20 protein-coding genes are annotated in these 19,390 nt (G+C 67.3%); 12 read left to right on the top strand and 8 right to left on the bottom strand.

Annotated features, from left to right (window positions below):
• The first annotated feature begins 30 nt into the window (after nucleotides 1-30).
• Genes QFZ42_RS13385 through QFZ42_RS13360 form a run of 6 tightly spaced genes read left to right on the top strand, consistent with a single transcriptional unit; the run spans nucleotide 31 to nucleotide 5,742 of the window.
• Nucleotides 31-1,470, top strand: a complete 1,440-nt coding sequence (locus QFZ42_RS13385) for a cobyric acid synthase (RefSeq protein ID WP_307701414.1) — start codon at nucleotides 31-33, stop codon at nucleotides 1,468-1,470.
• A complete protein-coding gene (cobT, locus tag QFZ42_RS13380; RefSeq protein WP_307701413.1) occupies nucleotides 1,467-2,516 on the top strand; it encodes a nicotinate-nucleotide--dimethylbenzimidazole phosphoribosyltransferase in 1,050 nt (349 codons plus the stop codon). The genes QFZ42_RS13385 and cobT overlap by 4 nt, the downstream gene beginning before the upstream one ends.
• A gap of 5 nt (nucleotides 2,517-2,521) precedes the next feature.
• Nucleotides 2,522-3,316, top strand: coding sequence for an adenosylcobinamide-GDP ribazoletransferase (locus QFZ42_RS13375; protein WP_307701412.1), 795 nt, complete (start codon nucleotides 2,522-2,524; stop codon nucleotides 3,314-3,316).
• A complete protein-coding gene (locus QFZ42_RS13370) occupies nucleotides 3,313-3,864 on the top strand; it encodes a histidine phosphatase family protein (RefSeq protein ID WP_307701411.1) in 552 nt (183 codons plus the stop codon). The genes QFZ42_RS13375 and QFZ42_RS13370 overlap by 4 nt, the downstream gene beginning before the upstream one ends.
• 54 nt (nucleotides 3,865-3,918) lie before the next feature.
• Nucleotides 3,919-4,803, top strand: coding sequence for a helix-turn-helix domain-containing protein (locus QFZ42_RS13365; protein ID WP_307701410.1), 885 nt, complete (start codon nucleotides 3,919-3,921; stop codon nucleotides 4,801-4,803).
• Nucleotides 4,804-4,848: 45 nt separating this feature from the next.
• Nucleotides 4,849-5,742 carry an SDR family NAD(P)-dependent oxidoreductase gene (locus QFZ42_RS13360; RefSeq protein WP_307701409.1) on the top strand — a complete coding sequence of 298 codons (894 nt, stop codon included), beginning with the start codon at nucleotides 4,849-4,851 and terminating at the stop codon, nucleotides 5,740-5,742.
• A gap of 52 nt (nucleotides 5,743-5,794) precedes the next feature.
• On the opposite strand, the gene nth is transcribed toward QFZ42_RS13360, so the two are convergent.
• A complete protein-coding gene (gene nth / locus QFZ42_RS13355) occupies nucleotides 5,795-6,442 on the bottom strand; it encodes an endonuclease III (protein ID WP_307701408.1) in 648 nt (215 codons plus the stop codon).
• 141 nt (nucleotides 6,443-6,583) lie between these two features.
• On the opposite strand from nth, the gene QFZ42_RS13350 reads away from it, so the two are divergent.
• Complete coding sequence (locus QFZ42_RS13350) at nucleotides 6,584-7,771, top strand: aminotransferase-like domain-containing protein (protein WP_307701407.1); 1,188 nt, start codon at nucleotides 6,584-6,586, stop codon at nucleotides 7,769-7,771.
• Nucleotides 7,772-7,775: 4 nt separating this feature from the next.
• Here QFZ42_RS13350 and QFZ42_RS13345 read toward each other — a convergent pair whose 3' ends face one another.
• Nucleotides 7,776-8,003, bottom strand: coding sequence for a hypothetical protein (locus QFZ42_RS13345; protein WP_012747682.1), 228 nt, complete (start codon nucleotides 8,001-8,003; stop codon nucleotides 7,776-7,778).
• Between the two features lie 64 nt (nucleotides 8,004-8,067).
• Here QFZ42_RS13345 and QFZ42_RS13340 point away from each other — a divergent pair, with 64 nt between their 5' ends.
• On the top strand, nucleotides 8,068-8,391 hold the full coding sequence (locus QFZ42_RS13340; RefSeq protein ID WP_307701406.1) for a DUF6172 family protein: 324 nt from the start codon (nucleotides 8,068-8,070) through the stop codon (nucleotides 8,389-8,391).
• 16 nt (nucleotides 8,392-8,407) lie between these two features.
• On the opposite strand, the gene QFZ42_RS13335 is transcribed toward QFZ42_RS13340, so the two are convergent.
• Genes QFZ42_RS13335 through mfd form a run of 3 tightly spaced genes read right to left on the bottom strand, consistent with a single transcriptional unit; the run spans nucleotide 8,408 to nucleotide 13,673 of the window.
• Complete coding sequence (locus QFZ42_RS13335; protein ID WP_307701405.1) at nucleotides 8,408-9,472, bottom strand: Ldh family oxidoreductase; 1,065 nt, start codon at nucleotides 9,470-9,472, stop codon at nucleotides 8,408-8,410.
• The gene (gene serB, locus QFZ42_RS13330) at nucleotides 9,469-10,182 is read right to left on the bottom strand and encodes a phosphoserine phosphatase SerB (RefSeq protein ID WP_307701404.1); all 714 of its coding nucleotides are present in this window, start codon (nucleotides 10,180-10,182) and stop codon (nucleotides 9,469-9,471) included. The genes QFZ42_RS13335 and serB overlap by 4 nt, the downstream gene beginning before the upstream one ends.
• On the bottom strand, nucleotides 10,179-13,673 hold the full coding sequence (gene mfd, locus QFZ42_RS13325; RefSeq protein ID WP_307701403.1) for a transcription-repair coupling factor: 3,495 nt from the start codon (nucleotides 13,671-13,673) through the stop codon (nucleotides 10,179-10,181). The genes serB and mfd overlap by 4 nt, the downstream gene beginning before the upstream one ends.
• A gap of 113 nt (nucleotides 13,674-13,786) precedes the next feature.
• Between mfd and ispD the strand changes: the two genes are divergently transcribed.
• Both ispD and ispF read left to right on the top strand, forming a co-directional pair.
• Nucleotides 13,787-14,500 carry a 2-C-methyl-D-erythritol 4-phosphate cytidylyltransferase gene (ispD, locus tag QFZ42_RS13320; RefSeq protein ID WP_307701402.1) on the top strand — a complete coding sequence of 238 codons (714 nt, stop codon included), beginning with the start codon at nucleotides 13,787-13,789 and terminating at the stop codon, nucleotides 14,498-14,500.
• Entirely contained in the window at nucleotides 14,497-14,985 is a 489-nt protein-coding gene (gene ispF, locus QFZ42_RS13315) for a 2-C-methyl-D-erythritol 2,4-cyclodiphosphate synthase (protein ID WP_307701401.1), read from the top strand. Before ispD ends, ispF begins: the two co-directional genes overlap by 4 nt.
• Before the next feature lie 48 nt (nucleotides 14,986-15,033).
• Here the strand turns inward: ispF and QFZ42_RS13310 are convergent, their stop codons facing one another.
• A complete protein-coding gene (locus tag QFZ42_RS13310; protein ID WP_307701400.1) occupies nucleotides 15,034-16,446 on the bottom strand; it encodes a sensor histidine kinase in 1,413 nt (470 codons plus the stop codon).
• A gap of 76 nt (nucleotides 16,447-16,522) precedes the next feature.
• A complete protein-coding gene (ompR, locus tag QFZ42_RS13305; protein WP_126749638.1) occupies nucleotides 16,523-17,254 on the bottom strand; it encodes an osmolarity response regulator transcription factor OmpR in 732 nt (243 codons plus the stop codon).
• A 196-nt stretch (nucleotides 17,255-17,450) separates the two neighbouring features.
• Between ompR and QFZ42_RS13300 the strand changes: the two genes are divergently transcribed.
• Nucleotides 17,451-17,786: a hypothetical protein gene (locus tag QFZ42_RS13300; protein ID WP_307701399.1), complete on the top strand. Its 336-nt coding sequence runs from the start codon at nucleotides 17,451-17,453 to the stop codon at nucleotides 17,784-17,786.
• Nucleotides 17,787-17,849: 63 nt separating this feature from the next.
• Entirely contained in the window at nucleotides 17,850-18,560 is a 711-nt protein-coding gene (locus QFZ42_RS13295; RefSeq protein ID WP_307701398.1) for an SIMPL domain-containing protein, read from the top strand.
• Between the two features lie 48 nt (nucleotides 18,561-18,608).
• Here the strand turns inward: QFZ42_RS13295 and QFZ42_RS13290 are convergent, their stop codons facing one another.
• Nucleotides 18,609-19,379 carry a 3-hydroxybutyrate dehydrogenase gene (locus QFZ42_RS13290; protein ID WP_307701397.1) on the bottom strand — a complete coding sequence of 257 codons (771 nt, stop codon included), beginning with the start codon at nucleotides 19,377-19,379 and terminating at the stop codon, nucleotides 18,609-18,611.
• Nucleotides 19,380-19,390: the final 11 nt, after the last annotated feature.

Below are 19,390 nucleotides of genomic sequence, written 5' to 3'. Positions count from 1 at the left end.
CGGCGTGCGGCGACAACAGACAATAGCCGCATGACAACCCGATGCGTGATGGTTCTGGGCACGACCAGCGGCGCCGGCAAGAGCTGGCTGACCGCTGCGTTGTGCCGCTGGTATGCGCGGCAGGGCCTCAAGGTGGCGCCTTTCAAGGCGCAGAACATGAGCAACAACGCCCGCGTGGTCGATGGCGGCGAAATCGGCAGCGCGCAGTATTTCCAGGCGCTGGCCGCGCGCGCCGTTCCCGACGTGCGCATGAACCCGCTGCTGCTCAAGCCCGAGCGCGACACCCACAGCCAGGTGGTGCTGATGGGGCAGGTGAGCGAAGAGCTCACGGCCATGCCCTGGCGCGGACGCAGCGAGCGCGTCTGGCCGCGGATCGCGGAGGCGCTCGATGAACTGCGTGCCGAGAACGACGTGGTGGTGATCGAAGGCGCCGGCTCGCCGGCCGAGATCAACCTGATGGCGAGCGACATCGTCAACCTGCGCGTGGCCTGCCATGCGGAGGCGCGCTGCCTGCTGGTGACCGATATCGACCGCGGAGGCGCCTTCGCGCATCTCTACGGAACGTGGGCGTTGATGCCCGAGAGCGACCGCGCGTTGCTGCGCGGTTTCGTGCTCAACAAGTTCCGCGGCGATGCGTCGCTGCTGGCGCCGGCGCCGCAGCAATTGCAGGCGCTGACCGGCATCGCCACCGTGGCGACGCTGCCGATGTGGAGGGAGCACGGCCTGCCAGAGGAAGACGGCGTGTTCGACCATCGAAGCTATGCGAGCGGCACGGTCACGCGGACGGTGGCGGTCATCGCCTATCCACGCATCAGCAATCTCGACGAATTCCAGCCGCTCAAGAACGTGCCGGGTGTCCGCCTGGTCTGGGCGCGCACGCCGGCGGACGTGGCTGGCGCCGACTGGATCGTGATGCCGGGTTCCAAGCACACGAGCGGCGATCTCGCGTGGCTGCGTACGCAGGGTCTGGACCGTGCCATCGCGGCGCACGCGGCCGGCGGCGGTGCCGTGCTGGGCGTCTGCGGCGGCCTGCAGATGCTGGGCGAGGCGCTGGTCGATCCGCATGGCATCGACGGCAACGCACCGGGCCTCGGCCTGCTGCCACTGGTGACCGTGTTCGAGCGCGAGAAGACCGTGCGCCATCGGTCCGCCATCTTCGGCGAACTGAGCGGGCCATGGGCCCCCCTTTCCAACGTGGAAATGGCCGGCTACGAAATACATCACGGCCACACCGCAATTCACCCGCAGATGGCGCAGGACGGCCATGCCGTGATGCCCGAGGGGCTGGCTTGGCAGAACACCCGCGGCAACGTGCTGGGCCTCTACCTGCACGGCCTGTTCGAAGATGCGGCCGTGTTGCACGCGCTCTTCGGCGCTACGGCACCCACGCTCGACGCCACCTTCGACGGCTTGGCCGATTTCATAGACACCCACTTCGAGGCCGGCGTATTGCAAGGCCTGATCGCATGACTACCGACAACGAAACCATTCCCTCCATTTCCGACCTTCACGACGACGCGCTCGCGGCACGCCTGCAAACCGCGCTCGACAACAAGACCAAGCCGCTCGGCGCGCTAGGGCGCCTCGAAAGCCTGGCCCTGCGTATCGGCCTGATCCTCGGCAGCGAAACGCCCGTGCTCGAAGCGCCACAGATGCTGGTGTGCGCGGGCGATCACGGCCTGGCGGCGCGCGGCGTCTCGGCGTTCCCGAGCGATGTGACGTGGCAGATGGTCGAGAACTTTCTCGCGGGCGGGGCGGCCGTGAGCGTGCTGGCGCGCCAGCACGGACTCGCATTAACGGTGGTTGATTGCGGCGTGCGGCGCGACTTCCAGGCGCGCCCGGGGCTGGTGTCGCGCCGGATCGCTGCCGGCACGGCCGATGCGTCGGCCGGCCCGGCCATGACGGCCGGGCAATGCGCAGAAGCCATTGCCAATGGGCGAGAGGTGGTGCGTGCGCTGCCCGGCAACGCCTTGCTGCTCGGCGAGATGGGCATCGGCAACAGCTCGGCGGCGGCCATGCTTCTCGCGCGTCTGGCCAATCTCGATATCGATGCCTGCACCGGCGCAGGCACCGGTCTCGATGCAGCCGGACTGGCGCGCAAACGAGCGGTGCTGCGCGAAGTGCTGGCGCTGCATGCGTCGGCGGCTGCGCCGCTCGATGCGCTGGCCGCGTTCGGCGGCTTCGAGATCGCCACGCTGGTCGGCGCGGTGCTGCAGGCGGCGCACGAGCGGCGCGTGATCGTGGTCGACGGCTTCATCGCCAGTGCCGCGGTGCTCGTCGCACAGGCGCTGCAGCCGCATGTGGCGCAGCGCTGCGTGGCCGCGCACAGTTCGGCGGAACCCGGGCATGCCATGCTGCTGAAGCACCTCGGACTCGAACCCTTGCTGAATCTGGACCTGCGCCTCGGCGAAGGCTCGGGCGGCGCGCTGGCTTGGCCGCTGCTCGAATCGGCCTGCCGCATCTTGCGCGAGATGGCCAGCTTCGAGGCGTCGGGCGTGTCGCGCAAGGACAGCTGAGTTTCATGAACGGTGTTCGCCACTATCTACTGGCCCTGCAGTTCTTCACCCGGGTGCCGGTGACCGGCCGGGTCGCCGAATGGGTCGGGTTCAGCCCGCAGATGCTGCGTGCGAGCGCGGCGCACTTTCCCGGGGTCGGCTGGCTTGTGGGTGGTGTGGGGGCGGCGGTTTTCGTGCTGGCGCTGCAGGGCTTGCCCGGCGCCGCCGGTGCGCTGGCCGCGGCGCTGTTGAGCATTGTCGCCACGGTGCTGCTCACCGGCGCCTTTCATGAAGACGGGCTGGCCGACGTGGCCGACGGGCTGGGCGGAGCCTCCGACCGGAACCGCGCACTCGAGATCATGAAGGACTCGCGCATCGGAGCTTTCGGCGCCATCGCGCTGGTGCTGGCGCTCGGGCTCAAGGCCGCGCTGCTCGCATCGATCGCGGGGCAGGGCGCGCAAGTAGCCGCAGGCGCCATCGTGGGCGCGCATGTGCTTTCTCGATTGGCACCGCTGTTCCTGATCCGCTGGCTGCCTTACGTGGGCGATGCCGGCGCGAGCAAGGCCAAGCCGCTGGCCGATGCGATCGGCGGCAGCGCCTTGCTGGTCGGCATGCTCTGGTCGGTTCCTGCTGTCGCTCTGGTGCTGCTGACGCAAGGCGCCGCAAGAACGATCGCCGTGGTGGCGGCATGCGCTCTTGCGGCGCTGGTCATGGCGCGCATGTTCCGGCGCCGGCTGCAGGGGTTCACCGGCGACGGGCTCGGCGCGACACAGCAGGTGTGCGAGCTCGCGATCTATCTCGCGCTGGCATGGCAGGCATGAAGCTGTGGCTGGTGCGTCATGCGCAGACCGACGCCGCGCCGGGCCTTTGCTACGGCGCGATGGATGTGGGCGTGCCGGCCGAGGCGACGCTGGCAGTTGCGAACGCGGTGGCGGCCGGCCTGCCGGCGGGCGTCGCGCTGGCCCACTCGCCCTTGCGGCGTTGCGCCGAGCTGGCACAGGCCATCGGCATGCTGCGCCCTGACCTCGCCGTTCGCGCCGACCTACGCCTGGCCGAAATGGATTTCGGCGCCTGGGAAGGCCGCCCGTGGTCGTCCATCGCTCGCGCCGAATTCGACGCGTGGACCTGCAACTTCGCCGAAGGTCTTCCGGGCGGCAACGGAGAAAGCACGACAGGCTTCATGCAACGCACGGGTGCTGCTTTCGACGAGTGGCGCGCATCGGGGCAAGACGCGGTGTGGGTCACGCATGCGGGTGTGATGCGCGCGGTGCAGCTGCTGAACCGCGGCGTGCGGCGCGTGGACGACGCCATGCAGTGGCCGTCGGCGCCCATTGACTATGGTGCGTGCCAGCTGATCGAATGCGGCTGAAACAAGGCGCCGCGGCGGTTGGCTCTCGCCGCCGCTGTTGCCGCCGTCACCGCAATGCCGACACTGTCCACGTCCGAACGCCTGTACGTCCGTCTCGACGGCGACCCCTTGCATGGGCCGGAGGCCGATACGCCCGCGGGCACGCTGCAGGCCTTTGCCGTGCCGGCGCCGCTGCGCGCGCAGGTTGCTCACATTCTTCTCTACAGGGAAAGCTTTCCCGAAGGCCATGAGGTCCTGGAGCGCGTGCTGCCCGATGGGGCGGTGCGGCTGGTCTTCAACCTGGGCGATGCGCCCTCGGCGGGCGAAAGCATCGGGCACCCCGTCCAGGTCTTGGGCGCGTCAGCGGCGCCGGCCATGGTGCGGCTGAGCCGGAAGATGGAAGGGCTGTCGGTCACCCTGCGCCCCGGCGCGGCCGCGGCCTTGCTGGGAAGGCCGGCCGGTGAAATTGCGGGCACCGCGGTGCATCTGGACGAACTGTGGGCGGGCCACGGTGCCGAACTGCTGGAGCGCATGGCCGAACAGCCGGACGACGTCTCGCGGGTGTCGGTGCTGTGCGCCGCCCTGCAGCGGCGGCTGGCCGACGGCGATGCCGTCGTTCATCCGGCTGCCGTGCGCGCGGCGCAGCTCATCACGACCTCGGGCGGGCGGGCTCCGGTGCGCGAGGTTGCGGCCGCCGTGGGTCTCGGCGAACGGCGGTTGCAGCAGATTTTTCAGCAGCAGGTGGGTTTGTCTCCGCGGGCCTGGAGCAGGCTGGCGCGGATGCGTGCCTGCCTGCACGCCCTGCGGCTGCAGCGCGTGCCGGCCTGGGCGGACCTTGCGCTGGACGGAGGCTTCTACGACCAGTCGCACCTCGTCAATGAGTTTCGCGCGCTGTGCGGCCTCACGCCGACGGAGTTCCTGGGGCGTGCGATTTCGGGTTCTTCCAAGACGGCGGATTGAGGTGCCGTTACTGTTCGGCTCGAACCGGAAACGAAAGGAAAACCCATGCAAGCCGACAACAAGAACGGGCCGTTGAAAGGCCGCGTGGCCGTGGTCACCGGGGCCAGCCGCGGTGCCGGCCGCGGCATCGCGGTGGAGCTGGGCGCCGCGGGCGCCACCGTGTATGTCACCGGGCGAAGCACGCGGGAGCGGCCGGCCGACACCTATGGCCAGTTGCTCGCGCTCTCGGAACTCGAAGCACTGCCCGGCAGCATCGACGAAACCGCCGACGAAGTCACCCGTATGGGCGGACGCGGCATCGCGGTGCGTTGCGACCACACGCAGGAAGACGAGGTAAAGCAGCTCTTTGCGCAGGTGCAGCGCGAGCAGGGTCGTGTGGACCTGCTCGTGAACAACGCCTGGGGCGGCCACGAGACCTTCGCTGGTGTGTTCGAGGCGCCGTTCTGGGAGCATCCGCTTTCCAACTGGGACTCGATGTTCGACCGCGGCGTGCGCAACCACCTGCTCGCCGGCCGATTCGCCGCGCCGCTGATGGTGGCGCAACAGAGCGGACTGATCGTGACCACCACCTTCTGGGACCGCGGCAACTACCTGCGCGACCTGTTCTACGACCTCGCCAAATCGGCCATGACCCGGCTGGCCTTCGGCATGGCCGAGGAGCTTCGCCCCCACGGCGTCGCTTCGCTGGCCGTGTCGCCGGGCTGGATGCGCACCGAGTTCGTGCTGGCCGCCTACAAGTCCGACGAGGCGCATTGGCGCGAGCAACCGGCATTGGCACGGACCGAGTCGCCGCGCTATCTCGGCCGCGCGGTGGCCGCGCTGGCAGGCGATGCGCGGGTGCTGGAGAAAAGTGGCGGCGTGTACCGCGTGGCCGACCTGGCGCGCGAATACGGCTTCACCGACGTCGATGGCCGGCAGGTCGAAGCCTTCGAGATGTAGCCGGAACAGGCCCGAGAACAGGCCCGAGAACAGGGCGGAGAACAGGCCCGCTTCAGGCCGACTTGGGCCGCGGCGTCTTGGGCTTGTAGTCGCAGTACGGTGCCACCGCGCATTCCCAGCACTTCGGCGTGCGTGCCACGCAGATATAACGCCCATGCAAGATGAGCCAGTGGTGCGCATGCAAGCGGAACTCGAAGGGCACCCGCTTCTCGAGCTTGAGTTCCACTTCGAGCGGCGTCTTGCCCGGCGCGAGCCCTGTGCGGTTGCCGACGCGAAAGATGTGCGTGTCGACCGCAATCGTCGCCTCGCCGAACGCCACGTTGAGCACCACGTTGGCGGTCTTGCGGCCGACCCCCGGCAGCGCCTCGAGCTCGGCGCGCGTGCGCGGCACTTCGCCGCCATGCTGCTCCACAAGAATGCGGCAGGTCGCGATCAGGTGCTTGGCCTTGCTGCGGTAGAGCCCGATGGTCTTGATGTATTCCTCGAGGCCCTCCACGCCCAGCCGGAGGATCGCCTGCGGCGTGTTCGCCACCGGAAACAGCTTGCGCGTGGCCTTGTTCACGCCCACGTCAGTGGCTTGCGCGGAAAGCAGCACGGCGGCCAGCAGTTCGAAGGGCGTGGCGTATTCGAGTTCGGTTTCAGGGGTGGGGTTGGCCGCCTGCAGCGTGGCGAAGAAGAGGGGAATGTTGTCTTTTTTCATGGGGTCTGGAGGCGCGGCGCCCGCCTGCCATGCGAGGCAGGGCGGCGATAGGCGCAATATATCGTTGAAAGCCGATGGCCTTACGCAGCTTTATTGCCCGCGGCTTTCGCCACAATAGCGCCTCAGAAAGTGAGACCTCCCATGCAATTCGCTTCCCGCCTCGACAACGTCGAAACCTCCGCCATCCGCGAGCTCTTCAAGCTCTTGGGCAAGCCCGGCATCATCAGCTTTGCGGGCGGGTTTCCCGACAGCGCCATGTTCGATGTCGAGGGCCTGAAGGAGGCGAGCCAGAAGGCGCTCACCGAGGAGCCCGGCGGCGCATTGCAATACGGCGCCACCGAAGGCTACGAGCCGCTGCGCAGCCAGCTCAGTTCCTTCATGAAGACCAAGGGCGTGGACGTGGACCCGGGCGGCCTGATCGTCACCACCGGCAGCCAGCAGGCGCTCGACCTGTTGGGCAAGACCATGATCTCGCCCGGCGACAAGGTGATCGTCGAAGGCCCGACCTTCCTGGCCACCATCCAGTGCTTTCGCCTGTACGGCGCGCAGCTCATCAGCGCCCCCATCGACGCCAACGGCGTGAAGACCGACGAGCTCGAAAAGCTCATCGCCGAGCACAAGCCCAAGTTCGTCTACCTGATTCCCACCTTCGGCAACCCGAGCGGTGCCATGCTGGCGCTGGAGCGCCGCAAGAAGGTGCTCGAACTGGCCGTCAAGTACCAGACGCTGATCGTCGAGGACGACCCCTACGGCGACCTCTACTTCGGCGAAGCGCCGCCGCCCTCGATCCTGGCTTTAGCCAAGGACGTGCCGGGCAGCCGCGAGCTGCTCGCGCACTGCGGCAGCCTCAGCAAGGTGCTGAGCCCGGGCCTGCGCATCGGCTGGATGATCGCGCCGGCCGAGCTGCTGGCCAAGGCCACGATGTGCAAGCAGTTCAGCGATGCGCACACCAGCACCTTTGCCCAGGCCACCGCCGCGCAGTACCTCAAGAGCGGGCGCATGCCGGGCACGCTGGCGCATGTGCGCGAGGTGTACGGCCAGCGCGCGCAGGCCATGGGCGCGGCGCTGAAGCGCGAACTGGGTGATGCGGTGAGCTTCACCCAGCCGCAGGGCGGCCTGTTCTTCTGGGCCCGCCTCACGGGTGCCAACGGCAAGCTGGCAGATGCGAGCGAACTGGCCAAGCGCGCCATCGAGCAGCTCGTGGCCTTCGTGCCCGGTGCGCCGTTCTATGCCGAGAAGCCCGACATGGCGACGCTGCGGCTGAGCTTTGCGACGGCCGACGTGGCCAAGATCGAAGAAGGCGTGAAGCGCCTCGGCCAAGCCCTGTGAAGCTTCAGGGCGAGCGGTGCAGGCGGGGCGCCGCCAGCAGCGCCAGGTTGTCCGCAATGGCCGCATCCACGTTCGGATAGCGGCCTTTCATTTTCGATAGCGTCATGATGGTCTGGAGCGCCTTCAGGTCCTTGACCGAGGGCGCGACCTTGATCTGCGCGATGGCCGCCGATGCGTTGCCGCCGTTGACCAATGCCATTACCTTGCTTGCCCAGTCGTTTGCGCGCGCCATGTTGTCTTCACCTGCTTTCAATTGAACCGCCGACTGTACACAGCGCGGCGCGTTAGGATCACCCATGAGAAAAACCTTTCAGCTTCAGGTCGAGGGCAAGCACCCCGACCGACTCCTCGAAGCCATCAAGCACGAGATTCGCAAGTACATCAAGCGCGAGCGCCGGCGCGTTCTGCCCGAGGGCAGCGACTTCTGGGACTTCGATTGCAAGTTCGGCACCTCGGCGGAAACGGCCGAAGCCGTGCACCTGTCGGCCATCACGGGCCTGATCGACGGCGTCGTCAAAGAGGCCGGCAAGCAGTTCTATGTCGAGATCCTGGCCAGGCCCGGCAAGCGCACACCGCGCCCGGCCGGGGAGCGGGCGGAAGAACCGCCCGAGGAAATCTAGCCTCTTTTCAGTCTTCTCAGATCAGCGCCTGCGCGAGTTGCAGCCCGTAGCGCTGCTCCACATCGTGCAGCGCACGCGCAATCGAGGGGTGCAGCCGCACCCCGTTCTTCGACTGCGCATCGCGGCGTTTCAAGCCGCCTTCACCCGGCAGGCGCACCGGCTTCGCGGAATCGATGGGCGTGTTGTCGCGGCACCGCGCGGCCACATGGTCCATCTGGCGCAGGAACGCTTCCTTGCCGCCGAACGCGTGCAGGTCATGCAGCGTGATGTGCACGGTCGCACCCCAGCCCTCGGGCGGATCGGCACGGCCATGGCCCGCGAGCCCGGCCGTCAGCGTCTCGACCAGCAGTGCCATGCCATAGCCCTTGTGGCCATGGCTCAAGCCTCCGACCGGCAGCAGCGTGCCGGGCGGCTGGTCGAACAGCACCTGCGGGTTGTTCGAAGGCTTGCCCTCGGCGTCGATCAGCCACTCTTCGGCAAAGGTCTCGCCGGCTGCGCGCTTGCGGTTGCTCATGCCGTTGGTGGTGATGGAGGCCGAGATGTCGACCATCACGCCGCCCTGCGACAGCGGAAAGCCCATGGCCAGCGGATTCGGCGTGAACACCGCCTGCGTGCCGCCGAAAGGCGCGACACTGGCCGTGTTGGGGTCGGAGCAGGCGAGCAGCATCAGCATGTCTTCCTGCAGCGCGCGCAGCATGTAGACCGCGAGGCAGGCGATGTGATGGCTGCGCCGGATCACGAGCGAGGCGGTTCCGAGTTCGCGCGCACGCGGCAGCAGCAGGTCCAGGCCCTGGTCCATGAGCCAGGGGCCGGGCAGGCGCTTGCCGTCCCAGAGCACGGCGGCCGGGCGGTCCGAGAGCACCTCGGGGGCGCCGTCATGCGCCATGCCGCCCGATTCGATTTCCTTCACGTAGCCGGCCAGCAGCGCGAGCCCGTGCGTGTCATGGCCCAGCAGGTCGCCCTCGACCAGCGTGCGGGCGACGCTGTCGGCCATCGATGCGGCGAGGCCGGCCTTTTGCAGCAACGCGCTGGCGTAGTCCCTGAGTGCGTCTGCGCTGTAGAGCGGGGCGGTGTCGGTCATTTTTTGAGGATCTCCAGCAAGCGGTCGAGGCCGCCTTCGTTGATGGCGACCATGGCCTGTTCGCGCACCTTCGGCTTGGCGTGGTAGGCCACTGAAAGGCCGGCTTCGCCCATCATCGGCAGGTCGTTCGCACCGTCGCCTACGGCAATGGTTTCCTGCGGCGAAATGCCCATGAGGGACGCGACTTCGAGCAGCGTGCGGCGCTTCTCGGCGCCGTCGCAGATGTCGCCCCAGCTTTGCTGCACCACATGGCCCGTGAGCTGGCCATCGGCTTCGCCGAGCAGGTTGGAGCGCGCGAAGTCGATGCCCAGGCGGTCTTTCACGCGGTTGGCAAAGAACGTGAAGCCGCCCGAGACGAGCAGCACCTTGAGGCCCGCCGCCTTGCAGGCCGCGACCAGTTCGGCTGCGCCCGGGTTGAGCTTCAGCCGCTCGTCATACACCTGCTGCAGCGCGTCGACCGGCACGCCCTGCAGCAGTGCCACGCGGCGCCGCAGGCTTTCCTTGAAGTCCTTGATCTCGCCGCGCATCGTGGCTTCTGTGATCGCCGCCACCTCGGCCTTCTTGCCGACCGCATCGGCAATTTCGTCGATGCATTCGATGTTGATCAGCGTCGAGTCCATGTCGAACGCGATCAGCTTGAAATCGGCCAGCGCCAGCGGCGGCTTCACGCGCTGGATCACGAGACCGGGGGAGAATTCTGTAGCGCTCATGCGGGGGCGATTTCCTTGACGAGGGGTTGACCGAGGCTGCGCAGCACGTCGCGCACCATCTGTGCGCGGTCTTTCGGCTCCTTGAGTTCGCGTTCGATGCGAAGCTTTTCGTTGCCTGCAAGCTTGATGTGCCTGTTCTTCTGCACCAGCTGGATGATGGCCATGCCGTCGACCGGTGCGTCCTTCTTGAAGGTGATGTTGATGATGCCCGGCGCCGCGTCGACCTTGACCACGCCATAAGGCCGCGCCAGCACACGCAGCCGGTGCGTGTCGATCAGCGTCTGCGCCTGTGGCGGCAGCTTGCCGAAGCGGTCGACGATTTCTTCGAGCAGCGTGTCGATCTGGTCGGGCGTCTTCGCGGTGGCCAGCTTCTTGTAGAACGAGAGGCGCAGGTGGACGTCGCCGCAGTAGTCGTCGGGCAGCAGGGCGGGGGCGTGCAGGTTGATCTCGGTGGTGACCGACAGCGGCGCGAGCAGGTCGGGCTCCTGCCCGGCCTTGAGCGCGCGCACGGCTTCGCTCAGCATCTCGTTGTAGAGCTGGAAGCCGATCTCCATCATGTTGCCGCTCTGGTTCTCGCCGAGCACTTCGCCGGTGCCGCGGATTTCGAGGTCGTGCATCGCGAGGTAGAAGCCCGAGCCCAGCTCTTCCATCTGCTGGATGGCGTCGAGCCGCTGCGCCGCCTGCTTGGTGAGGCCCTCGGTGTCGGGCACCATCAGGTACGCATAGGCCTGGTGGTGAGAGCGCCCGACGCGGCCGCGCAGCTGGTGCAGCTGCGCCAGGCCGAACTTGTCGGCGCGGCTCATCACGATGGTGTTGGCGGTCGGCACGTCGATGCCGGTCTCGATGATGGTCGAGCACAGCAACAGGTTGTAGCGCTGCGCCACGAAGTCGCGCATCACGCGTTCCAGTTCGCGCTCGGGCATCTGGCCGTGGGCCACGGCAATGCGCGCTTCGGGAAGAATCTCTTCGAGCTTCTGCCGCCGGTTCTCGATGGTCTCGACCTCGTTGTGCAGGAAGTAGACCTGCCCGCCGCGCTTCAGCTCGCGCAGCACGGCTTCGCGGATCACGCCCGTGCCTTCGTTGCGCACGAAGGTCTTGATGGCGAGGCGCCGCTGCGGCGCGGTAGCGATCACGCTCAGGTCGCGCAGGCCTTCGAGCGCCATGCCCAGGGTGCGTGGAATGGGCGTGGCGGTGAGGGTGAGCACGTCGACCTCGGCGCGCATCGCCTTCATCGCTTCCTTGTGGCGCACGCCGAAGCGGTGCTCCTCGTCGATGATGAGCAGGCCCAGGTTCTTGAACTTGATCGACGGCGAGAGCAGCTTGTGCGTGCCGACCACGACGTCGACCGTGCCCTCGGCCAGGCCCTTGGCCGCCGTGGTGATTTCCTTGGCCGAACGGAAGCGGCTCATCTCGGCCACCTTGACCGGCCACTTGGCGAAGCGGTCGACCAGCGTCTGGTAGTGCTGCTCGGCGAGCAGCGTGGTGGGCGCGAGAAACGCCACCTGCTTGCCGCCCGTGATCGCGATGAACGCGGCGCGCAGCGCGACCTCGGTCTTGCCGAAACCCACGTCGCCGCAGACCAGGCGGTCCATCGGCTGCGGCGAGATCATGTCCTGCACCACGGCGTGGATCGCGGCTTTCTGGTCGGCCGTTTCCTGGAAGCCGAAGTCGTTGGCGAACACCTCGTAGTCGGCGGCCGAGTAGCGGAAGGCATGGCCTTCGCGTGCGGCGCGGCGGGCATAGATGTTGAGCAGCTCGGCGGCCGAGTCGCGCACCTGTTCGGCGGCCTTGCGCTTGGCTTTCTCCCACTGGCCGGAGCCCAGCCGGTGCAGCGGCGCCTCGTCGGCGCTCACGCCGGTGTAGCGGCTGATCTGGTGCAGCTGCGACACGGGCACGTAGAGCGTGGCCTTGTCGGCGTATTCCAGGTGCAGCATTTCCTGCAGCAGCGGCTTGCCTTCGGCATCCACGCCCTGGCCCAGGTCCATGTGCATCAGACCGCGGTAGCGGCCGATGCCGTGCGCGGTGTGGACCACCGGGTCGCCGACGTTGAGCTCGGAAAGGTCTTTGATCAGCGCCTCGACGTCGCTGACCTGTTCTTGCTTCTTGTTGCGGCGGCGCGTGGTGGGCGCGGTGGCGAACAGCTCGGTCTCGGTGACGAGGTCGATGCCCTGTTCGCGCCACGCGAAGCCCGAGGCCAGCGCGGCAGTGGCGATGCCAATTTTTTCGTCCGTCGAGGCCTCGAACTCGGCCAGCGAGTCGAAAGCCGGCGGGCTCACGCCGCTCGCGCGCAGGAAGTCGAGCAGGCTCTCGCGCCGGCCTTCGCTTTCGGCAATCAGCAGCACGCGGTGCGGCGTGGCGGCAATGTGGGCCTTGAGGCCGACCAGCGGGTCTTCCGCGCCGCGCACCACGGCGAAGGGCGGGAGCCTGTCGAACTCGGCGTAGGGCGTGTCGGTGGCGATGTCGCCACCTGCATTTCCACGAATTGCAAGCTGCGCATGCGGCTTGGCGCGCTGGTAGAACTGCTCGGCGTTGAGGAACAGCGCCTCCGGCGGCAGCGCCGGCCGCTCGGGGTCGCCGCGCACCAGGCGATAGCGCTCGTTCGTGTCCTGCCAGAAATGCTGGAACGCCGGCTCGAGGTCGCCGTGCAGCACCACGGTGGCATCCGGGCCGAAGTAATCGAACACCGTGGCCGTCTCGTCGAAGAACAGCGGCAGGTAGTACTCGATGCCGGCGGTGGCGACGCCGTTACCCATGTCCTTGTAGATGCGGCTCTTGGTGGGGTCGCCTTCGAGCAGTTCGCGCCAGCGGCTGCGAAAGCGCGCGCGGGCGTCGTCGTCCATCGGGAACTCGCGCCCCGGCAGCAGCCGCACCTCGGGCACGGGATAGAGGCTGCGCTGGGTGTCGGGGTCGAAGGTGCGGATCGAGTCGATCTCGTCGTCGAACAGGTCGACGCGAAACGGCACCAGCGAACCCATGGGAAACAGGTCGATCAGGCCGCCGCGTACCGCATATTCGCCGGGGCTCACCACCTGCGTCACATGGCTGTAGCCGGCCAGCGTGAGCTGGGCCTTGAGCTTCGACTCCTCGAGCTTCTGCTTGGCCTTGAAGTGGAAGGTGTAGCCGGCCAGGAAAGCCGGCGGTGCGAGCCTGTAGAGCGCTGTGGTGGCGGGCACCAGCACCACGTCGGCTTCTTTCTGGCTGATGCGCCAGAGCGTGGCGAGCCGCTCGCTGATCAGGTCCTGGTGGGGAGAAAAGCTGTCGTAGGGGAGCGTCTCCCAATCAGGGAACAGGGCGCAGCGCAGGTCCGGCGCGAAGAAAGCCATTTCGTCGATCAGGCGCTGGGCGTCGTTGGCGTCCGCCGTGAACACGGCGGTGGCGCGGCCGGCAGCCTTCTCGCGCATGCCCAGTTGCGCCAGCAGCAAGGCGTCGGCCGACAAGGGAGGACGCGGCAGCGTGAATCGCTTGCCCGCCGTGAGGTGGGGGAGGTCCATGGAACGCTTTAAAAATGCAGAACACCCCGCGTCAGCTGGCGAGGGGTGTGAAGCGGTCGATTCTAGAATGGCGGCCCCTTATTCGCTTGCCGGCCGTTGCCGGTGCCGGACCCATGTCTTCCTCCCGACTTTTTGTGCTGATTCCTTGCGCCGGCTTCGGCCATCGCGCGGGTGGTGCCCGGCCCAAGCAATACCAGCGGCTTGCGGGAGCGTCGATGGTGGCTCACACGGTGGAGGCTTTTCGCGCTTTGGCGAGCCGCTTTGCCGGCTTGGCGGTGGTGGTGTCGCCGGACGATCGCGATGTGCAGGCAGCGCTGCCGCGTTTTCCGGCGACGGGCGAGTTCCTGCTGCAGGTAGGCGGCGTCACGCGCGCGGCCACGGTGCGCAACGGCCTGGCCGCGTTGCGGCAGAAAGGCGCCGGGGCGCACGACTGGGTGCTGGTGCACGATGCGGCGCGCTGCCTCGTCACATCGAGCCAGATCGAGGCGCTGATTGCGGCGTGCGAACACGACGCCGTCGGCGGCCTGCTGGCGCACCGGTTGGCCGATACGCTGAAGGTGTCTTCGGCCGATAGCCGGGTTTCGCAGACGCTGTCCCGCGCCGACAAGTGGCTGGCCCAGACACCGCAGATGTTCCGCATCGGCATGCTGCTCGATGCGCTGGAACGCGCGGGCGATGCGGTGACGGACGAAGCCGGCGCGATCGAGGCGATCGGTCTTTCGCCGCTGCTGGTTCCGGGCAGCGCACAGAATTTCAAGGTGACGTTTCCCGAAGACTTCGCGCTGGCCGAAGCGGTTCTGCTCGGCCGCAAGAAGGCCGTGGCATGACGGCACCGTTCCATATTCGTGTCGGCGAGGGCTGGGACGTTCACCAGCTGGTGGCGGGACGCAAGCTGATCCTGGGCGGTGTCGAGGTGCCGCACACCACGGGCCTGCTGGGGCATTCGGACGCCGACGTGCTGCTGCATGCCATTACCGACGCATTGCTCGGCGCGGCGGGCCTGGGCGACATCGGCCGGCATTTCCCCGACACCGATGCACAGTTTCGCGGCGCCGATTCGGCGGCGCTGCTGGCCGAGGCGGCGCGCCGCGTGCGTGCGGTGGGCTGGGAGATCGGCAATGTCGACAGCACGGTGATCGCGCAGGCGCCCAAGCTGGCGCCGCATATTCCGGCGATGTGCCAATGTATTGCGCAGACACTGGGGCTCGCGCCCGATCAGGTCAACGTAAAAGCCAAGACGGCCGAAAAGCTGGGTCCCGTCGGCGAGGGCCGTGCAATGGAAGCGCGGGCGGTGGTGCTGCTCTACCGCTGAACCGGCAGCGAGGCACCGCTGATGCGCGGCCGACGGGCTATGGGCTGATCAAGCCCGGCGGCCGCCGGGTGCTTCCGCCGGTTTTGGCACCGGCATGGCACGCGGCATGCGAATGTGCGCCGCAAGGCCGCGTCCCGGCGTGCTGGTGAGCGCAAAGGTGCCGCCCATGCGTTCGATGTTCTTGGCGACGATCGACAGGCCGAGGCCGGCGCCGGCCGCCGAGGTGCGGGCCACGTCGCCGCGGAAGAAGGGCTTGGTCAATTGCGAGAGCAGGGCGGGCTCGACGCCTGCGCCGTGGTCCCGCACCTTGATCAGCACCGCATCATTGTTCGACTGGGCCTGGATCACCACGTCGGCCACGCCGGTCGAAGGCGTCTTGCCGTAGCGCCGTGCGTTTTCCACCAGGTTGGAGATCACGCGCGTGAGCTCGACTTCGTCGCCCATCACGCGCAGGTCGGCCGGCACATCGACCCGGATATTCATTTCCTCGTAGTCCTGCACGGCGTAGGTGCAGGCATCGACCACGTCGCGCAGCAGCACGGGCTTGGGGTCGACGTGGTCGGGGCGAGCGTAGTCGAGAAACTTGTCGATGATGGCGTCGAGCTGGGCGATGTCGGCCGCCATGTGGTCGCGCGCGTCTTCGTCGGCCACGCTCATCTCGGTTTCGAGCCGCAGGCGCGCCAGCGGGGTGCGCAGGTCGTGCGAGATGCCGGCCAGCATGATGGCGCGGTCCTGCTCGATCTTGGCGAGCTGGTCGGCCATGCGGTTGAAGCCGATGTTCACCGCGCGGATCTCGTTGGTGCGGGCGCGCTCGTCGAGCCGGTGTGCCTCGTATTCGCCTTCGCGCACCTGCATGGTGGCGCGCGACAACTGCTTGAGCGGCAGGTTGATCAGCCGCGTGATCAGCGCCGCGCCGGCCAGGGACAGCGCCATGGCCGTGCTGAGCCAGACCAGCCAGGTGCGGCCACCCACGCGGCTGAAGCGGGTCGGGTCGAGCAGCAGCCAGTAGGCGTCGCTCTCGATGGTGAACCCGATCCACAGGCCCGGCTCCTCGTTGACGCGGCTGGCCACCGTGGTGCCTTCGCCGAGCTGGTCGATCAGCTCTTCAGTCACGCGCTGGTCGAGCGCGCCGCTGGTGTAGGGCTGAAAACGGTCGTTGGGCTCGCGCGGGAGGATGCGCACGCCTTCCTGGTCGGCCAGCGTCTTGATGAGCGACACCCGCGTGATCGCGTCCGAGTACACCAGCGCCGCGCGCGTGAGGTTCACGAGCGAGGCGATCTGGTGCGCGGTCTGGATGGCGCGCGGCTCGTACTCGAGCGAGCGAAAAGTCTGCAGCCAGGCGACCGTGCAGCCGATCAGCAGCAGTGCGAGCAGGAAGAACGTGCGCCAGAAAAGGCTGAAGCCGACCTTGAGGCCCGGCCGCCGGTCGCGCTGGCCGGAGCCCTCGAGGGGGCTCGGCATCGTGACCTGGGCGCCGTCCTCTTGGGCTGGGCTGGTTCTGGCGGATTGCAGGCCGATGGCCACCTCTGAACGTCGTTCAGGCCGCGCCGTCCGGCACGAACACGTAGCCCACGCCCCACACGGTCTGGATGTAGCGGGGTGCCGCGGCGTCGGCCTCGACCAGCTTGCGCAGGCGCGAAATCTGCACGTCGAGGCTGCGGTCGAAGGGCTCGAACTCGCGGCCGCGGGCCAGTTGCGCGAGCTTTTCGCGCGACAGCGGCTGGCGCGGGTGGCGCACCAGCGCCTTCAGCATCGCGAATTCGCCGGTGGTGAGGGACAGTTCCTCGCCGTCCTTCTTGAGCGTGCGCGAGCCGAGATCGAAGGCGAACGGCCCGAACGTGACGGTTTCGTTCTCGGTGGAAGGGGCGCCCGGTGCCTCGAGCGGCGGACGCCGGCGCAGCACGGCATGCACGCGGGCCAGCAATTCGCGGGGGTTGAACGGCTTGCCGAGGTAGTCGTCGGCGCCGACTTCGAGGCCGACGATGCGGTCGACGTCTTCGCCCTTGGCGGTGAGCATGATGATCGGCGTGCGGTCGTTGGCGGCGCGCAGCCGGCGGCAGACGGAAAGGCCGTCTTCGCCGGGCATCATCAGGTCGAGCACGATCAGGTCGACCGTGTCGCGCAGCAGGATGCGGTTGAGCGCCTTGCCGTCCTCGGCCACGATCACTTCGAAACCTTCCTGGGTGAGGTAGCGGCGAAGCAGGTCGCGGATGCGGGCGTCGTCGTCGACGATCACGATCTTGTCGGTGCGAGCGGGAACTTGAGTCATTTCTACAACGTTGAATTTGTAACAGCGCCGATTCTGAAGGCGTTAGCCCCCGGTTGAGCCGGTTTTACTTATGGTTTGACACTAAGTTACAAAACTTGCGGTCGCTCGCTGTCTAGTCATCCGACGTTCGCTCAGCGGTGGCAAAGTCCGGCCTGTCCTGTGACTTTTGTGCTCAATGAGAACTTTTTTTCCCGCGTTGCCGATCATCGTGGCCTGCAGCTTTGGCCCTGCCTTGGCCCTCGCTGGGGACTTTCTCAAAGTTGGCGACACACGCCGAAGCGAAGTGCGGGAAGCCGTGGCCGCCCACCGTGCGGCCCAGCGCGACGAGATCCGCCGCGAGGAGGCCGCGGCCGGCCGGCGCCTCACGGCGGCCGAACTCTTCGAGTTGCGGCAGCAGGTGCGAAGGCAGTGGACGCCGCCTGGAACCCCCAACGTTTTGAATTCGGCAGAATCGCAACCGGCCGAGCGAATCGCGCCAGCGCCGATCTCGGCGACCCGCGCATTGACCTTGCCCCGCAGCCAGCGCCGCTGAGGCGACGGGCCCGCGGTCCTGCGTTCTTGTTGAGTTGAATACCAATCCAGGGAGTATTTCGTCTTGAAAAAAATCAAATTGATCGCGGCTTGTGTCGCATTGGCCGCGGCCGGAGCCGCGGGGACTGCCATGGCCCAGAACATGGCCGCGCCGCCGCAGAACGTGCTGCAGCTCACCGCCTCGGGCACCGTCGAAGTGCAGCAGGATTTGCTGAGCATGACGCTCACCACCACCCGCGACGCTACCGATGCCGCGACGGTTCAGTCGCAACTCAAGGCCGCGGTGGACGCCGCGCTGGCCGAAGCCAAGAAAAACGCACAGCCGGGCCAGCTCGACGTGCGTACCGGCAACTTCAGCCTGTCGCCGCGCTACACGCGTGAAGGCAAGATAAACGGCTGGCAAGGTTCCGCGGAAATGGTGCTCGAGGGGCGCGACTTCCCCCGCATCACGCAGACCGCGGGCCGCATCACCACGCTCAATGTGGGCAACGTCGGCTTTGCGCTGAGCCGCGAGCAGCGCGCCAGGACCGAGACCGAGGCGCAGACGATCGCCATCGACAACTTCAAGCAGAAGGCCAACGAACTGGCCAAGGGCTTCGGCTTCGGCGGCTACACGCTGCGCGAAGTTTCGGTGAATGCGAACGACAGCGGCCCGATCCGGCCCCGCATGATGGCGGCAGCAGCCAAATCCTTTTCCGCCGATGCGCCGGTGCCGGTGGAAGCCGGCAAGACCGCGGTGGTCGTGAACGTATCGGGATCGGTGCAGCTCAAGTAAGGGAGAGCGGCCAGCGGGCACTGCCGAGCCGCTGTCCCGCTGTCCTGATTACTGCGCGGTCCAGCCGCCGTCCATTTGCCAGGCCACGCCGCGCACCTGGTCGGCGGCGGGCGAGCACAGGAATACCGCAAGGCCACCGAGCTGCTCCACCGTGGTGAATTGCAGCGAAGGCTGCTTTTCTCCGAGCAGTTCGTTCTGCGCCTGCTCGGCCGAAATGCCTTCCCGTGCCGCGCGGTCGTCGATCTGCTTTTGCACCAGTTGGGTCAGCACCCACCCGGGGCAAATCGCGTTGCTGGTGATGCCGGTGGTCGCGGTTTCGAGCGCAACCGACTTGGTGAAGCCGACGATGCCGTGCTTGGCCGCCACATAGGCCGACTTCTGCGCGGAAGCGACCAGCCCGTGGGCCGACGCCACATTGACGATGCGCCCCCAGTTGGCTTCGCGCATGGCCGGGATCGCCAGCCGGGTCGTATGAAACGCGCTCGTAAGGTTGATGGCGATGATGGCGTCCCAACGTTCCGGCGGAAAGTCTTCGACCTTTGCCACGTGCTGGATGCCGGCGTTGTTCACGAGGATGTCGACGCGGCCGAACCGGGCCGCCGCGAACTTCATCATGTCTTCGATCTGATCGGGTTTGCTCATGTCGGCGCCGTGGTATTCGGCGCGCACGCCGAGCGCCTCGATCTGGGACTTGGGGGCCTCGGCATCGCCGAAGCCGTTGAGCACGATATGTGCGCCTTGCTGTGCAAGTGCCTTGGCAATGGCAAAGCCAATGCCGCTGGTGGACCCCGTGACAAGCGCGGTTTTGCCTTTGAGCATGAAGATCAATC

Origin of the sequence: Variovorax paradoxus (assembly GCF_030815855.1) — a bacterium.
In the GTDB taxonomy this organism is placed as follows: Bacteria; Pseudomonadota; Gammaproteobacteria; order Burkholderiales; family Burkholderiaceae_C; genus Variovorax; species Variovorax paradoxus_M.
This window is presented reverse-complemented; position numbering and strand designations above follow the sequence as displayed.

Bases quoted from the DNA above. Each gene is read 5' to 3' on its own strand.
- QFZ42_RS13385 (WP_307701414.1), top strand. From the start codon at position 31: ATGACAACCCGATGCGTGATGGTTCTGGGCACGACCAGCGGCGCCGGC.
- ompR (WP_126749638.1), bottom strand. From the start codon at position 17,254: ATGACTCAAGTTCCCGCTCGCACCGACAAGATCGTGATCGTCGACGAC.
- QFZ42_RS13360 (WP_307701409.1), top strand. From the start codon at position 4,849: ATGCAAGCCGACAACAAGAACGGGCCGTTGAAAGGCCGCGTGGCCGTG.
- serB (WP_307701404.1), bottom strand. From the start codon at position 10,182: ATGAGCGCTACAGAATTCTCCCCCGGTCTCGTGATCCAGCGCGTGAAG.
- QFZ42_RS13310 (WP_307701400.1), bottom strand. From the start codon at position 16,446: ATGCCGAGCCCCCTCGAGGGCTCCGGCCAGCGCGACCGGCGGCCGGGC.
- QFZ42_RS13375 (WP_307701412.1), top strand. From the start codon at position 2,522: ATGAACGGTGTTCGCCACTATCTACTGGCCCTGCAGTTCTTCACCCGG.
- ispF (WP_307701401.1), top strand. From the start codon at position 14,497: ATGACGGCACCGTTCCATATTCGTGTCGGCGAGGGCTGGGACGTTCAC.
- QFZ42_RS13365 (WP_307701410.1), top strand. From the start codon at position 3,919: ATGCCGACACTGTCCACGTCCGAACGCCTGTACGTCCGTCTCGACGGC.
- cobT (WP_307701413.1), top strand. From the start codon at position 1,467: ATGACTACCGACAACGAAACCATTCCCTCCATTTCCGACCTTCACGAC.
- QFZ42_RS13370 (WP_307701411.1), top strand. From the start codon at position 3,313: ATGAAGCTGTGGCTGGTGCGTCATGCGCAGACCGACGCCGCGCCGGGC.
- QFZ42_RS13345 (WP_012747682.1), bottom strand. From the start codon at position 8,003: ATGGCGCGCGCAAACGACTGGGCAAGCAAGGTAATGGCATTGGTCAAC.
- QFZ42_RS13340 (WP_307701406.1), top strand. From the start codon at position 8,068: ATGAGAAAAACCTTTCAGCTTCAGGTCGAGGGCAAGCACCCCGACCGA.
- QFZ42_RS13350 (WP_307701407.1), top strand. From the start codon at position 6,584: ATGCAATTCGCTTCCCGCCTCGACAACGTCGAAACCTCCGCCATCCGC.
- mfd (WP_307701403.1), bottom strand. From the start codon at position 13,673: ATGGACCTCCCCCACCTCACGGCGGGCAAGCGATTCACGCTGCCGCGT.
- QFZ42_RS13335 (WP_307701405.1), bottom strand. From the start codon at position 9,472: ATGACCGACACCGCCCCGCTCTACAGCGCAGACGCACTCAGGGACTAC.
- ispD (WP_307701402.1), top strand. From the start codon at position 13,787: ATGTCTTCCTCCCGACTTTTTGTGCTGATTCCTTGCGCCGGCTTCGGC.
- nth (WP_307701408.1), bottom strand. From the start codon at position 6,442: ATGAAAAAAGACAACATTCCCCTCTTCTTCGCCACGCTGCAGGCGGCC.
- QFZ42_RS13290 (WP_307701397.1), bottom strand. From the start codon at position 19,379: ATGCTCAAAGGCAAAACCGCGCTTGTCACGGGGTCCACCAGCGGCATT.